Origin of the sequence: Pantoea sp. Sc1 (assembly GCF_000255315.1) — a bacterium.
Lineage (GTDB): Bacteria > Pseudomonadota > Gammaproteobacteria > Enterobacterales > Enterobacteriaceae > Pantoea > Pantoea anthophila.
Genome location: NZ_AJFP01000001.1, coordinates 3,628,048 through 3,642,668 on the forward strand (window position 1 = coordinate 3,628,048; position 14,621 = coordinate 3,642,668).

The window sequence follows — 14,621 nt, forward strand, 5'->3', positions numbered from 1 at the left end:
ATGCCCTCTTCTTTAAGGTTGAGCCGGTTCCGCAGGCGCGGCACTGCTGCCATCCTGCGCATCCTTGCCCTCATTTTTTTGTTTGTTATCGCCGCTCTTGTAAAGGAACTGACCGATCAGATCTTCAAGCACCATCGCCGATTTGGTGTCGCGCAGCGTATCGCCATCTTTCAGCATCGCCGAACCGAGCTCAGGGTCGTCAAAGCCTAAGTTAAGCGCCAGGAACTGCTCACCCAGCAGACCCTGGGTGCGAATTGCCAGCGAACTGGTATCTGAAATTTTATTCGCGTACTGATCGCTGATCTCCATCGTGACGCGCGGCAGCAGGGTCTTCGGTTCAAGCTCGATATCCGTCACCCGGCCAATCACTACGCCGCCGATTTTGACCGGCGAACTGGCTTTGAGGCCGCCAATGTTGTCAAAGGTCGCGTAGAGTTTCCACGTCGGCTCCGTGCCCATCGACTTCAGGTCGGCGACGCGCAGACAGAGGAACAGCGCGGCGATCAGCGCCATAATCATAAAAATGCCAACCCAGATTTCGCTTTTTTTGCTTTGCATTGCATCAATTCCCAAACATCAGTGCTGTCAGCACAAAATCCAACCCGAGTACCGCCAGAGAGGCGTGTACGACGGTACGCGTTGTCGCGCGACTGATCCCTTCGGAAGTGGGAATCGCGTCATAGCCATTAAAAAGAGCAATCCAGGTCACCGTCACGGCAAAGACGGCACTTTTGATCAGGCAGTTCACCACGTCGGTGCGGAAATCGACCGCGTTCTGCATCGCCGACCAGAAGAAGCCGGGATCGATCCCCTTCCAGCTCACCCCCACCAGCGCACCGCCCGCGATCCCGACCGCCGTGAAGATGAGTGCCAGCAGCGGCATGCTGATGAAGCCCGCCCAGAAACGGGGCGACACCACCCGGCGTAACGGATCGACCGCCATCATCTCCATACTGGAGAGCTGCTCGGTGGCTTTCATCAGGCCGATTTCCGCCGTCAGCGCCGAGCCCGCCCGGCCGGCAAACAGCAGTGCGGTCACCACCGGTCCCAGCTCTCGAAGCAGCGACAGGGCCACCAGCATACCCAGACTGGTTTCGGCGCCATAGGTGGTCAGCACCAGATAGCCCTGCAGCCCGAGAACCATGCCAATGAAGAGACCCGATACCACAATAATCAGGAGCGACAGCACGCCAACGCTGTAGAGCTGTTTGATCAGTAGCGGCGTGTGTCTGCGAAACGCCGGTTTTCCTACCAGCGCGTGAAACAGCATTAATCCTGCGCGTCCAAAACTGGCGCACGTTTCAATTCCCTGACGACCAAACGACGCCAGCGCCTTCAAGACCATCTGTTTAGTTACTCCGTGAGCCGGTTAAATCAGCGAGATAATCGCCGGCAGGAAAACGGAATGGAACCGGACCATCCGCATCGCCATCAATAAACTGGCGCACGCGCGGGTCGTTATTCTCTCGCAGTTCCGGCGCGGTGCCGTGTGCGATAATTTTTTGTCCGGCCACAATATAGGCATAGTCCGCAATGCTCAGTACTTCCGGTACGTCATGCGAGACCACGATGCAGGTCAGGCCCAGCGCATGGTTCAGTTCATCAATGAGTTTGACCAGCACGCCCATGGTAATCGGATCCTGACCGACGAAAGGCTCATCAAACATGATGAGTTCCGGCTCCAGCGCAATAGCGCGCGCCAGGGCCACACGTCGCGCCATCCCGCCTGAGAGCTCTGCGGGCTTCAGCTGGGCCGCGCCCCGCAGGCCCACCGCCTCCAGCTTCATCAGCACGGTGCTGTGCAGCAGCGGCTCAGGCAGTCGCGTATGTTCACGCAGCGGCCACGCAACGTTTTCATAAACCGTTAAGTCTGTAAACAGCGCACCCGACTGGAACAGCATGCTCATCTTTTTACGCGCTTCATACAGTCTGGCGCGCGATAATGACGGAATGTTTTCGCCACGGAAAAAAATCTCGCCGCGGGTCGGCTGAAGTTGCCCCCCAATCAAGCGTAGCAGAGTGGTTTTTCCGATCCCCGATGGCCCCATAATCGCGGTCACTTTGCCTTTCGGCACGGTCAGCGAGATGTCATCAAAGATGGTGCGATCTCCGCGCGAAAAACTCACGCCACGAACCTCAACCAGATTCGTTTGCTGCTGGGTCATTATTACCTCTTGTAAGGATCGGGCGTAAACATGGGGTACGATGGTAGCCTGTTCGGTCCTGATTCACGATAGCTTTACAGAAACTTACCGCTAAGATTTGGCGAAAATGGTCATTAAATTTACTTTTGCCCCTGAGGCGGTCAAAATCAGCGCCTGTCTCGCCAAACAGAATTTTAAACCGGCCGGGAACGCATTGCCGGCCTGAGTTTTTACGCAAGGATTTTTCATGTTCGTAGCTTCTGCACTGTTGATTATCGGTTTGCTTTTACTGGCTTATGGTGCCGATCGTCTGGTGTTTAGCGCCTCAATATTATGCCGCTCTCTGGGTATTCCGCCGCTGATTATCGGCATGACCGTGGTCAGCATCGGCACCTCGCTGCCGGAGATGATCCTCTCCTTTTCGGCAGCGCAGCATGGCCAGATGGATCTCGCTGTGGGCACCGCCCTCGGCTCGAATATTACGAACATTTTACTGATTCTGGGTGCCGCTGCGCTTATGCACCCGCTGAGTGTGCATTCTAATCTGATTCGCCGCGAACTGCCGCTGATGTTGCTGGTCACCCTGCTCAGCGGTTTTATGCTGTTTGACAATCAGCTTAGTCGACTGGATGGAATTGGCCTGATCGCGATTGCCGCAATTTATCTTCTGGTGGTGATTCGCATCGCGCGCAAGGCCGAACGGGACAATAACGACACTCTGACCCGCGAGCAGCTGGCCGAGCTGCCCCGTGAAGAGAGCGGCAACACGGTGGCCTTTCTCTGGCTCGCCGTTGCGCTGATCATCCTGCCGATGTCGACACGCATGGTGATCGACAACGCCACGGCCTTTGCCGACTACTTTGGCGTCAGTGAGCTGGTGATGGGCCTGACGCTGATTGCCGTGGGCACCAGCCTGCCTGAGCTGGCAACGGTCATCGCCGGTGCACTGAAAGGCGAAGATGATATCGCGATCGGTAATCTGGTCGGCGCCAACATTTATAATATTGCCATCGTGCTTGGCCTGCCGGCGCTGATCCATCCCGGCAGCATTGACTATCACGCTTTCGCCCGTGATTACTGGGTGATGCTCGGCGTGAGTGCGCTCTTTGCCCTGCTCTGCCTGCTACGGCGTCGCCGCGTTGGCCGGACGGCAGGCCTGATTTTACTCTGTGGTTTCTTCGTCTGGGTGACGCTGCTGTGGATGCAGCCGGCGTTCATGGACGGCTAACAAGGACAGACTCACTATGTCACATCAGCAACCAACAGCATTCGACTTCCAGCAGGTGGGAAAAACCGTCCTGCGCATTGAGCGTGAAGGGCTGGAACAGCTCGATCAATATATCAATGAGGACTTTGCCCGCGCCTGCGCCCTGATCTATGCCTGCCAGGGTAAGGTGGTAGTAATGGGCATGGGGAAGTCAGGTCACGTCGGCAAGAAAATGGCGGCGACCTTTGCCAGCACCGGCACGCCTGCCTTTTTTGTGCATCCGGGCGAAGCCAGCCACGGCGATCTGGGCATGGTGAGCAAAAATGATGTCGTCATCGCCATCTCTAACAGCGGGGAGTCGAACGAGATTCTCGCCCTGATTCCGGTGCTGAAGCGCCAGCACATTACGCTGATCTGCATGACCGGACGGCCTGACAGCGCGATGGGACGGGCTGCCGACGTGCATCTCTGCGTCCACGTTCCTCAGGAAGCCTGCCCGCTGGGCCTGGCCCCGACCAGCAGTACCACCGCCACGCTGGTGATGGGTGATGCTCTGGCGGTTTCGCTGCTGGAAGCGCGGGGATTTACAGCCGAGGATTTCGCCCTCTCCCACCCCGGCGGTGCGCTGGGCCGGAAACTGCTGCTGCATGTGGCCGATATCATGCACAGTGGCGATGCGCTGCCGCATGTCACCCGTGACGCCTCACTGCGCGATGCGCTGCTGGAGATTACCCGCAAAAACCTCGGTCTGACGGTGATCGTCGACGACCTGATGAAAATCGAAGGGATTTTTACTGATGGTGACCTGCGCCGCATCTTTGATATGGGCATCGATTTTCAGCGTGCCACCATCGGGGAAGTAATGACGCCAGGGGGCATCCGCGTCCGGCCAAACATGCTGGCGGTGGATGCCCTGAACCTGATGCAGACCAAAAACATTACGTCGATTCTGGTGGCCGATGACGACCATCTGCTCGGTGTGGTACATATGCATGACATGCTGCGCGCTGGCGTAGTCTGAACAGGAAGAGAAAATGCAACAGGCAACTCCCCCGATTGACACCTGCTACGGCCCGGTCAGTGCTGAGGTTATGGCGCGCGCCAGTCGCATTCGTCTGCTGATCTGCGACGTGGACGGCGTGATGTCCGACGGGGTGATCTACATGGGAAATAACGGCGAAGAGCTTAAGGCGTTCAACGTGCGGGATGGCTATGGCGTGCGCTGCCTGCTGACCTCAGATGTGGAAGTGGCTATTATTACCGGCCGCAATGCCCGTCTGATGGAAGATCGCTGCAAAACGCTCGGCATCCGTCATCTTTATCAGGGACAATCGGATAAGCTTTTGGCCTATCGCGAACTTCTGGATAAACTGTCCCTTTCCGACGACCAGGTCGCCTATATCGGCGATGACCTGATCGACTGGCCGGTCATGGCGAAGGTGGGATTGAGCGTGGCGGTGGCGGATGCACATCCTATCCTGTTGCCGCGCGCAGACTATGTTACCCGTATCGCCGGTGGACGCGGTGCGGTTCGTGAAGTCTGCGATCTGATCTTAATGGCGCAGAACAAATTTGAGGATGCCAAAGGGCAATCAGTATGAGTAAAAGCAGGCGTTGGATAACGCTGATTCTGACCTTGATTGCACTGGTTTTGATCGGCTGGAATCTTACCAATAAGGATGACGATGGGATGCCCGTCGGGACAGACAGTCAGTCTCCGACCTACACCAGTGCGGATTCGCACACGGTGGTTTATAACCCGCAGGGCGCGCTGTCCTATAAACTGGTCTCAGACAAAGTGACCTATTTCTCGGATGACGAACTGAGCTGGTTCGAGCATCCGGTGATGACCACCTATGATGAGAACAAAATCCCGACCTGGACGTTACGCGCGGATAAGGCAAAGCTCACCAAAGATCGTATGCTTTATCTTTATGGCCATGTTGAGCTCAACACGCTGACGCAGGATTCTCAGCTGGAGCGGATCAAAACAGATAACGCGCAGATCAATCTGGTGACCCAGGATGTTACCTCGGATGACCAGGTGACATTGTATGGCCGCAGCTTTAACTCCACCGGCATGAAAATGCGCGGCAATTTACGGACAAAAAACGCCGAGTTAATCGAGAAGGTCAAAACCTCTTATGAAATTCAAAATGAACAAAAATAGCCTGAAGCTTTTACTGGCCAGCGTGCTGCTGGCGACCAGCGTTCCGGCGCTGGCCCTGACCGGTGACTCGGACAAACCCGTTAATATTGACTCGCAGAATCAGGCGCTGGATTTACAGGGCAATGTCGCGACCTTTACCGGTAACGTCATTGTGACGCAGGGCACCATCAAAATTACGGCAGATAAAGTCGTGGTCACCCGTCCGGGCGGCGACAGTAAGAAAACTATCGTCGACGCCTACGGTAATCCTGCCACCTTCTATCAGATGCAGGACAGCGGCAAACCGGTTCAGGGCCATGCCGCAAAACTGCATTACGAACTGGCCAACGATTTCGTTGAACTGACCGGCAATGCGTTTATTGAGCAGCAGGACAGCAACATCAAAGGCGATCGCATCACCTACCTGGTGAAAGAGCAGAAGATGCAGGCTTTCAGCCAGGGCCAGAACAAGCGCGTCACCACCGTACTGGTGCCGTCGCAACTTCAGGATAAAGCGTCGTCCAACAGCGAGAAGAAGAGTAACTGATAGCTATGGCCACATTAATCGCAGAAAACCTGGCGAAGGCCTATAAAGGCCGTCGCGTGGTAGAAGATGTCAGTCTGCAGGTGAAATCCGGCGAGATTGTCGGCCTGCTGGGCCCGAACGGTGCCGGTAAAACCACCACGTTCTACATGGTGGTCGGCATCGTGCCGCGTGACGCGGGCCGTATCGTGATTGACGATGAAGATATCAGCATCCTGCCGCTGCATGCGCGTGCGCGTCGGGGTATCGGCTATCTGCCGCAGGAGGCGTCCATTTTCCGTCGCCTCAGCGTTTACGATAACCTGATGGCGGTGCTGCAGATCCGTGACGATCTGACCGAAGAGCAACGCCAGGATCGCGCCCGCGAGCTGATGGAAGAGTTCCACATTGAGCACCTGCGCGACAGCATGGGCCAGGCCCTCTCCGGCGGCGAACGCCGCCGTGTTGAGATCGCGCGTGCGCTGGCCGCCAATCCGAAGTTCATTCTGCTGGATGAGCCTTTTGCCGGTGTTGACCCTATCTCCGTTATCGACATTAAGAAGATCATTGAGCATCTGCGTGACAGCGGCCTCGGCGTGCTGATTACCGACCATAACGTGCGTGAAACGTTAGCGGTCTGTGAGCGGGCCTATATCGTCAGCCAGGGCCACCTGATCGCGCACGGCACACCTAATGAAATTCTTGCGGATGAGCAGGTTAAGCGGGTTTATTTGGGTGAAGAGTTCAGACTCTGATAAGGTGTCGTTAAGACCGCTATTTACCTGGGAACTATCATCCTGTCTATGAAGCAAGGCTTACAACTCAGGTTCAGCCAACAGCTGGCAATGACTCCCCAACTGCAGCAGGCGATTCGTCTGCTGCAGCTCTCTACGCTTGAACTCCAGCAGGAGCTACAGCTGGCGCTGGAAAGTAATCCCCTGCTTGAGCAGACGGACCCGCACGACGAGATCGACTCCCGGGACGCTGCAGAAGCGGAGGCGCTGGATACCCGCGAAGCGCTTGAGCAAAAAGAGATGCCCGATGAACTGCCGCTGGATGCCACCTGGGATGAGATCTACACCGCTGGCACACCTTCCGGCACCGGAACGGACTATCAGGATGATGAGCTACCGGTCTACCAGGGTGAGACGACGCAGTCCCTGCAGGATTATCTGATGTGGCAGGTCGGCCTGACGCCGTTCAGTGATACCGATCGCGCGATTGCTACCTCTATCGTCGATGCTATCGATGACACCGGATATCTCACCGTTTCGCTTGAGGAGATCCTCGACAGCATCGGCAATGACGAGCTGGAGGTGGATGAAGTTGAAGCGGTGCTGAAACGCATACAGCGCTTTGACCCGATTGGCGTGGGTGCGCGCGATCTGCGCGACTGCCTGCTGGTTCAGCTGTCACAATATGCGCCCGACACGCCCATGCTGACCGAAGCACGTCTGATTGTCAGTGAGCATCTCGACCTGCTGGCCAACCACGACTTCCGTAGCCTGATGCGGGTAACGCGCCTCAAAGAAGAGGTGCTGAAAGAGGCGATGCTGCTGATTCAGTCGCTGGACCCGCGTCCCGGCCAGTCGATCAACACCGGCGAACCGGAATATGTAATTCCCGATGTGCTGGTGCGCAAGGTCGGCAGCCGCTGGACGGTTGAACTCAACGCCGACAGCCTGCCCCGCCTGAAGATCAATCAGCACTATGCGGCGATGGGCGGCACCACGCGTAACGACAGCGACACGCAGTTTATTCGCAGCAACCTGCAGGAAGCACGCTGGCTGATTAAGAGTCTGGAAAGCCGCAATGATACACTGCTGAAAGTGACGCGCTGTATCGTTGAGCAGCAGCAGGCGTTTTTCGAGCAGGGGGAAGAGTTTATGCGCCCGATGGTCCTGGCTGATATCGCTCAGGCTGTTGAGATGCACGAATCGACTATCTCCCGCGTGACCACGCAGAAGTATCTGCACAGTCCGCGCGGTATTTTTGAACTGAAGTACTTTTTCTCCAGCCACGTCAACACGGAAGGGGGCGGCGAAGCCTCCTCTACCGCGATTCGTGCGCTGGTGAAAAAATTAATTTCGGCGGAAAATCCAGCCAAACCCTTGAGCGACAGTAAACTGACCTCCATGTTGTCCGATCAGGGGATCATGGTGGCACGGCGTACCGTCGCAAAATATCGTGAGTCTTTATCCATCCCGCCATCGAACCAGCGTAAACAGCTGGTTTGACAGAAATGAGAAGGAAGACCTATGCAGCTGAACCTGACCGGGCAACACGTTGAAATTACGCCACCACTGCGTGAATTCGTCAGTGCTAAATTTGCCAAACTGGAACACTATTTTGAGCACATCAATCAGGTCTATATTGTCCTGAAAGTTGAGAAAGTCATGCAGGTGGCTGACGCAACACTCCACGTTAACGGTGGCGAGCTGCACGCCACGTCGGAAGCGGAAGATATGTACGCGGCGATTGACGGGCTGATCGACAAGCTCGCCCGTCAGCTGACTAAACATAAAGATAAACTGAAAAAACACTAACCTTCATGCTGGCTACGCGCGCCTGGCGCACTGAGCCGACAGGATGGGGCGGATAATCCGCCCCGTTTTGTCATCTGGCAGGCGTCATTTTCCGTCACGTCAGAAGACGCCGGCGGTGAATGGCCTGGTGAACCCGCAAGTGAAACGATAATGAACAACGATCTTACACTGGAATTGAGCACGGTGCTTTCGCCTGACTGCACACGCAGTGGCGTACACTGCCAGAGCAAAAAACGTGCGCTGGAAATCATCAGCGAACTGGCCGCTAAGCAGCTCAACCTGCCGCACCAGACGCTTTTCGAAGCGATCCTGACGCGTGAGCGTATGGGCAGTACCGGTATCGGCAACGGGATAGCGATCCCGCACGGCAAGCTGGAAGAGGATACACTGCGCGCGGTCGGGGTCTTTATCAGCCTCGAACAGCCGATTGCGTTTGATGCCGTTGATAACCAGCCGGTCGATCTGCTGTTTGCCTTACTGGTTCCGGCTGACCAGTGCAAAACACACCTGCACACCCTTTCACTGGTGGCAAAGCGTCTGGCCGATAAAACGGTCTGCCGCCGGCTGCGCGCTGCGCAGAGTGATGAAGAGCTTTATGCCATTATTACGGAAAACCAGACAGAGCTGTAACGCGTCTTTACCGGCCGGGTGCCGGTTTTAAAACGGGAGAGAAGGTCATGGTGCTGATGATCGTTAGCGGTCGTTCAGGCTCGGGGAAGTCAGTGGCACTCCGTGCGCTGGAGGATATGGGGTTCTACTGTGTTGATAACCTGCCGGTGGTGCTGCTGCCGGAGTTAGCGAACTCACTGGCAGAGCGGAATATTTCGGCGGCGGTCAGCATCGACGTGCGCAATATGCCTGAATCCCCCGAAATTTTTGAAACCGCACTGAATAATCTGCCCGACTCCTTTTCACCTCAGCTGCTGTTTCTCGACGCCGACCGCAACACGCTGATTCGCCGCTACAGCGATACGCGTCGTCTGCACCCCCTCTCCAGCAAAAATCTGTCGCTGGAGAGCGCCATTGATGAAGAGAGCGATCTGCTGGAGCCGCTGCGTTCGCGCGCCGATCTGATCATTGATACGTCAGAGATGTCGGTGCATGAGCTGGCCGAGATGCTGCGCACCCGCCTGCTGGGCAAGCGTGAACGTGAGCTGACCATGGTATTTGAATCCTTTGGTTTCAAACATGGCATCCCTATCGACGCGGACTACGTGTTTGACGTGCGCTTTCTGCCCAATCCCCACTGGGATCCGAAACTGCGCCCGATGACCGGCCTCGATCGTCCGGTCGCCGCCTTCCTCGACCGCCACACGGAAGTGCATAATTTTATCTACCAGACACGCAGCTATCTTGAACTCTGGCTGCCGATGCTGGAGACCAACAACCGTAGCTATCTTACCGTGGCGATTGGCTGTACCGGCGGTAAACACCGCTCAGTCTATATCGCCGAGCAGCTGGCGGACTATTTCCGCTCGCGCGGTAAGAATGTACAGTCACGCCATCGCACGCTGGAAAAGCGCAAATCATGACCGTCAGACAAACTGTAGAAATCAAAAATAAGCTGGGCATGCATGCCCGTCCGGCGATGAAGTTGTTTGAGCTGGTGCAGAGCTTCGATGCCGAAGTGTTACTGCGCAACGAGGCAGGCACCGAAGCCGAAGCCAGCAGCGTAATCGCCCTGCTGATGCTCGACTCGGCAAAAGGGGGACACATTGAGATTGAAGCCAGCGGGCCGGAAGAGGTCCCGGCGCTGGCTGCGGTCATTGAGTTGTTTGAAGCGGGCTTTGACGAAGAGTAAGGTCAGTTAAGCTGATTACGCTGTAAAAAGCCCTCTCCGCCCAGCTGACGCATCTGGCGCAGTATCCACTGCTGCCGCGACCTGACATAGCCTGAAGGCGCGGCGGCACGGTAACGAATCGGATTCGGCAGCACCGCCGCCAGCAAAGCAGCATCGGCCGCAGTGAGCCGGCTGGCAGGTTTGTGGAAGTAGTGCTGTGACGCGGCCTCCACACCAAAGATGCCCGGCCCGAACTCCGCGATATTGAGATAGACGGTCAGAATACGCCGCTTCGTCCAGACAGTCTCAATCCCCACCGTCAGACCCGCTTCCAGCCCCTTACGGATCCAGCTGCGACCATCCCAGAGAAAGAGATTCTTCGCGGTCTGTTGTGACAGCGTGGACGCTCCGCGCATCCGGCTGTCATTGTTATCCAGCACCGATTCAATCGCCGCCACATCAAAGCCCCAGTGCGTGGGAAACTTTTGATCTTCAGAAGCGATAACGGCCAGCCCCATCCACGGCGAGATCTCATCATGTCCGACCCAGTCTGAGTGCGCCACATAACTGAAATCACCGCGCAACCACGCCCCCACCTGTCGCTCCACCATCACTGCAGAGAAGGGCACCGGTAAAAACGAAAAGAGTAAAATGCCGGCCAGCCACACGCCCAGCCAGACCAGCAGGAGACGGCCGGCAATCCGTCTGATACGCCGTCCGGCGCTTCCTTTATGCTTGTTCATGCAATCTTCCCATACCTGTTTCAGACGTTAATCAATTACTCATGTAATCACTGCCAGAAAAATCGCCTTTTTGCGATTTTCGGTGAAAATGAACGGTGCGTTTCCAGACTTCATGCACCTATTTTGCATCAACATGCGGCAACAGATCGAAATAGTTCAAGGACTTCCGAAAAAAGGAATCGGTTCCATTCATTGCCACTGCTTAGCATCTTTCCAGATAAACACTTAATAATAGGTAATAACCGCCGGTTTAAATCATTCATCACCCTTAACTGTTATTTTTTTCTGTTGTCGCAATGGTTCAACTCTTAACCAGAACTATTCTTATAACGTCTAAATAAACAGCAGCGGCCAGCGTAAATCCTGTCATAAATGACCCGGTTTTCGATCCCTGCCCCGCAACCCGGCAGACGCAGAAAAGTACAAAGGTTGAGATTCATTTCTGCCATTCCGAATCGTTTTGGATGATTCGGTTCATTTCAGGCTGCTGGCTTGCAATATCAGCGCGTTACACTGACTGTCAGGGCAAATGAACCTGCCGGTTCGCTTTTACGCTGTCCGGTCTTCGCGACACGGCGCAGCCGCGTTAAAAGTACACGAAAACCGGCAAATCTGGTTAAAATAGCAGCAACGCAACGCGGAAATTGATTCCTTGCTTGACTGTGTTGCCAAATTAATGTTTTCTGTGTTTAAACGCTGCTCAACATCACACATTTTAATGAATCTTGTCACATGAGAAGATGAATTTGCTAAGGTGATGACAGTGTTAACCAATACCCTGCGGCTGCATTAATTATTCAAATCATAGCGGCCGCAACATTTTCCCTGGTGTTGGCGCAGTATTCGCGCACCCCGGCCTCGGCTGGGGTCATTTTTTTCTGCCGTTTCACTTCTCCTGTCCGGCAACCCAGTCGCGCAGAACCTGCACATCGTGTCGCCACTCATGTTTCAGCTCTTCAATCCATTCAACCACGTTGTCCCACCACGCCGGCAGCTCCGGACTCTGGATCTGTTTCGCCAGCATCTGTAAACGCTGCAGCCCGACGGACCCGGCCGCGCCTTTGATTTTGTGCCCCTCTTCCGCAATTCCTTTCTGATCGCGCGCCATCAGATTCGATTCCAGTACCGTAAGATAGTCGGGCATCATCTTCTCAAACATCGTCAGGCTCTGCGTAATCAGCCCCGGGCCCACCAGCTCGATATACTGTTCGAGCATGGCGACATCCAGCAGCATCCGGGTTTTGTCATCGCTGACGGCGGCCGTTTCATCCTCCGTTTCTGCCTGATAGTCCCAGTACTTTTTGATCATTGCGGTCAGGGCAGGCACGGCCAGCGGTTTACTGAGCACATCATCCATCCCGGCGTCGAAATACTCTTTTTTATCTTTCAGCACGTTGGCCGTGAGCGCCACCAGCGGAGGCAGATGTGCGCCCTGATACTGCTGGCGAATCGCACGGGAGACATCCAGCCCGGTCATATCGGGCAGCTGAATATCCAGCAGCACCAGATCGAACTCCAGCGGGTCAAACATCGCCAGAGCTTCGCTGCCGGTCATGGCGACCTCCACGCTGCATCCCAGCTTCTCCAGAACGGAGCGCGCCACAATCACATTCAGTTCGATATCCTCAACCAGCAGCACATGCAGCGCAGGCAGAGGCAGGCTGTCGTCGACGCCTTCGTCAATCACTTCTTCTGCGATGCGTGGTGCTTTAATTTCGACGGTGAAGCATGAGCCCTGGCCGGGCGCACTCTGTACGCGGATATCTCCCCCCATCGCCTGGGCCAGTCGACGTGAAACCGCCAGCCCGATGCCGGTTCCGGTCGCCGGTTTCCCGCCATGCTGATCTTTAACCTGATAGTACATCGCAAAAATCTTGTCCTGCTCCTCCTGGCGGATACCCATGCCGGAGTCCTGCACCTCAAAGCGCAGTGTTTCATCCTGCTCATACGCGACGCGCACCACGATCTCGCCCTGCTGGGTGAACTTCACGGCGTTACCAATCAGGTTCCAGAGAATCTGACGCAGACGCGTTCCGTCGGTGGAGATCACGTGAGGCAGCGGCAGTTGCGGCGCGAGCACAAACTTCAGCCCTTTTGGCTGCGCCAGCAGGCCGGAGAGATTCTCTAAATCGGCGAGGAAACCGGTGAAGTCGAGCGGCTGATTATCCAGCTGAACTTTACGACGCTCGATTTTGTCCACCTCAATCACATCGTTGAAGATGTTGCCCAGCGTAATGGCCGAGACGTGGATGGTTTTCAGGTATTTCAGCTGTTCCTGATTCAGATCGGTATCCAGCAGGATGCGGCTCAGGCCGACAATGCCATTAAGCGGCGTACGCAGCTCGTGGCTGATGGTGGAGATAAAGGTGGTCTTTTCCCGGCTGGCGTTCTCTAACGCGTCCTGATAGCGCTTACGCTCGGTGATATCGCGGCCAAAGCCCATCAGCCCGCTGCGTTTGCCGACACGATCGTAATAGGGCACCTTGCGGATCTCAAAACAGGCTTTGCGCCCGTCAGGATATTGCAGCCACTGCTCATAGGTCAGGGAGACGTTATGGCGGAACACTTTTTCGTCCGTTTCCAGCACCTTGGTTGCGGCTTCATCATCGTAGATATCGCGTGGCGTCAGGCCAATCAGCTGCTTTTCGCTTTTGCCGGTCAGCAGCTCCATGGCGCGGTTGCAGCCGGAGAACTGCTTGTCGATATTGCGATAGAACACCAGGTCAGGTGACGCATCCAGGAAGGAGCGCAGGAAGGATGATTGCTGCTCAAGCTCAATCTGAGCCTGTTCGCGGCGGGTGACCTCTTCGCGCAGCTTGTCCATCACCTGTTCGCGCGCCAGCTCCGCTTTTTTACGATCGCTGATCTCCTGATTCAGCTGGGTGATGGTTTCCTTCATCTGCTGATTAAGTTCCAGGTCGCGGGTGCGCATCTCTTCCAGCTTATCCACCAGCCTTGCCAGCCGCTGCCGCGACTCCTCAAGCTGATCGACCACCACCGACAGAAAATAGACGGCCCAGGGCGTAATCAGCAGGCCAAAGAAGACCGAGCGCACCACATCGATACTCTCGACGTGCCCCCGCAATACCATCGTGACCGCCATCTGGACAATCATCGCCAGCACCACCAGCGCAGAGGCCAGCAGCAGCGAGAACCTGACCAGGCCAAGTTTGACCATTAAATCGACGTAGTACTGCGCCAGCAGACGAATCTGTTTCATAACGACTCCCTGGAAAAGAAACAGCCCCATGATAGCGCAGTTAGCCTGCGGACGTCGCAGCACGTCACGCGAAGATGAGGGATTGAATGCGCTTTTATGGTGCATCCGCCCTGCCGTTCGGCGACGTTTGGCACAAACCGGTTAAATCCCTTGACTGATTGTGCCAAATGAATAATCTGTAAGGCCGCCTGTGAATCGCAGATTTCACCCGACGGCCTTTTTTCAATATCCTGGCAGCGTCCTGTTGCGCAGGCTTTCTCCTTTATATGAATACTCATTCAACTTTAATGCTGTTTTAAGCATTCACTG

The 14,621-nt window shown here is 55.6% G+C and carries 16 protein-coding genes; 11 read left to right on the forward strand and 5 right to left on the reverse strand.

Features of this window, described 5'->3' with window-relative positions; all coding sequences use genetic code 11:
- Positions 1-12: 12 nt before the first annotated feature.
- From mlaD to mlaF, 3 genes are read right to left on the reverse strand one after another with little or no spacing between them, the layout of a single operon-like run.
- Complete coding sequence (gene mlaD / locus S7A_RS16835; RefSeq protein ID WP_009092459.1) at positions 13-558, reverse strand: outer membrane lipid asymmetry maintenance protein MlaD; 546 nt, start codon at positions 556-558, stop codon at positions 13-15.
- Positions 559-562: 4 nt separating this feature from the next.
- On the reverse strand, positions 563-1,345 hold the full coding sequence (gene mlaE, locus S7A_RS16840) for a lipid asymmetry maintenance ABC transporter permease subunit MlaE (RefSeq protein WP_009092460.1): 783 nt from the start codon (positions 1,343-1,345) through the stop codon (positions 563-565).
- Between the two features lie 4 nt (positions 1,346-1,349).
- On the reverse strand, positions 1,350-2,165 hold the full coding sequence (gene mlaF, locus S7A_RS16845; protein WP_009092461.1) for a phospholipid ABC transporter ATP-binding protein MlaF: 816 nt from the start codon (positions 2,163-2,165) through the stop codon (positions 1,350-1,352).
- Between the two features lie 226 nt (positions 2,166-2,391).
- Here mlaF and S7A_RS16850 point away from each other — a divergent pair, with 226 nt between their 5' ends.
- The 11 genes from S7A_RS16850 (at position 2,392) to npr (ending at position 10,370) form a co-directional block, all read left to right on the forward strand.
- The gene (locus tag S7A_RS16850; RefSeq protein ID WP_009092462.1) at positions 2,392-3,372 is read left to right on the forward strand and encodes a calcium/sodium antiporter; all 981 of its coding nucleotides are present in this window, start codon (positions 2,392-2,394) and stop codon (positions 3,370-3,372) included.
- 16 nt (positions 3,373-3,388) lie between these two features.
- Positions 3,389-4,372 (forward strand): arabinose-5-phosphate isomerase KdsD, encoded by a 984-nt coding sequence (kdsD, locus tag S7A_RS16855; RefSeq protein WP_009092463.1) that lies wholly within the window; start codon positions 3,389-3,391, stop codon positions 4,370-4,372.
- Between the two features lie 13 nt (positions 4,373-4,385).
- Entirely contained in the window at positions 4,386-4,952 is a 567-nt protein-coding gene (kdsC, locus tag S7A_RS16860; RefSeq protein WP_009092464.1) for a 3-deoxy-manno-octulosonate-8-phosphatase KdsC, read from the forward strand.
- Positions 4,949-5,521, forward strand: coding sequence for an LPS export ABC transporter periplasmic protein LptC (gene lptC / locus S7A_RS16865; RefSeq protein WP_009092465.1), 573 nt, complete (start codon positions 4,949-4,951; stop codon positions 5,519-5,521). The genes kdsC and lptC overlap by 4 nt, the downstream gene beginning before the upstream one ends.
- Entirely contained in the window at positions 5,496-6,047 is a 552-nt protein-coding gene (gene lptA, locus S7A_RS16870; protein WP_033736432.1) for a lipopolysaccharide ABC transporter substrate-binding protein LptA, read from the forward strand. Before lptC ends, lptA begins: the two co-directional genes overlap by 26 nt.
- 5 nt (positions 6,048-6,052) lie before the next feature.
- On the forward strand, positions 6,053-6,778 hold the full coding sequence (gene lptB / locus S7A_RS16875; protein ID WP_009092467.1) for an LPS export ABC transporter ATP-binding protein: 726 nt from the start codon (positions 6,053-6,055) through the stop codon (positions 6,776-6,778).
- Between the two features lie 48 nt (positions 6,779-6,826).
- Entirely contained in the window at positions 6,827-8,260 is a 1,434-nt protein-coding gene (gene rpoN / locus S7A_RS16880) for an RNA polymerase factor sigma-54 (protein ID WP_009092468.1), read from the forward strand.
- A gap of 21 nt (positions 8,261-8,281) precedes the next feature.
- A complete protein-coding gene (gene hpf, locus S7A_RS16885; RefSeq protein ID WP_009092471.1) occupies positions 8,282-8,569 on the forward strand; it encodes a ribosome hibernation promoting factor in 288 nt (95 codons plus the stop codon).
- Between the two features lie 150 nt (positions 8,570-8,719).
- Positions 8,720-9,199 (forward strand): PTS IIA-like nitrogen regulatory protein PtsN, encoded by a 480-nt coding sequence (gene ptsN / locus S7A_RS16890; RefSeq protein ID WP_009092473.1) that lies wholly within the window; start codon positions 8,720-8,722, stop codon positions 9,197-9,199.
- Positions 9,200-9,246: 47 nt separating this feature from the next.
- Positions 9,247-10,101, forward strand: a complete 855-nt coding sequence (gene rapZ / locus S7A_RS16895; protein WP_003851114.1) for an RNase adapter RapZ — start codon at positions 9,247-9,249, stop codon at positions 10,099-10,101.
- Positions 10,098-10,370 (forward strand): PTS phosphocarrier protein NPr, encoded by a 273-nt coding sequence (gene npr / locus S7A_RS16900; protein WP_009092474.1) that lies wholly within the window; start codon positions 10,098-10,100, stop codon positions 10,368-10,370. Before rapZ ends, npr begins: the two co-directional genes overlap by 4 nt.
- 2 nt (positions 10,371-10,372) lie before the next feature.
- On the opposite strand, the gene mtgA is transcribed toward npr, so the two are convergent.
- Positions 10,373-11,092, reverse strand: a complete 720-nt coding sequence (gene mtgA, locus S7A_RS16905) for a monofunctional biosynthetic peptidoglycan transglycosylase (RefSeq protein WP_009092475.1) — start codon at positions 11,090-11,092, stop codon at positions 10,373-10,375.
- Positions 11,093-11,978: 886 nt separating this feature from the next.
- Positions 11,979-14,312 (reverse strand): aerobic respiration two-component sensor histidine kinase ArcB, encoded by a 2,334-nt coding sequence (gene arcB, locus S7A_RS16910; RefSeq protein WP_009092476.1) that lies wholly within the window; start codon positions 14,310-14,312, stop codon positions 11,979-11,981.
- Positions 14,313-14,621 lie beyond the last annotated feature (309 nt).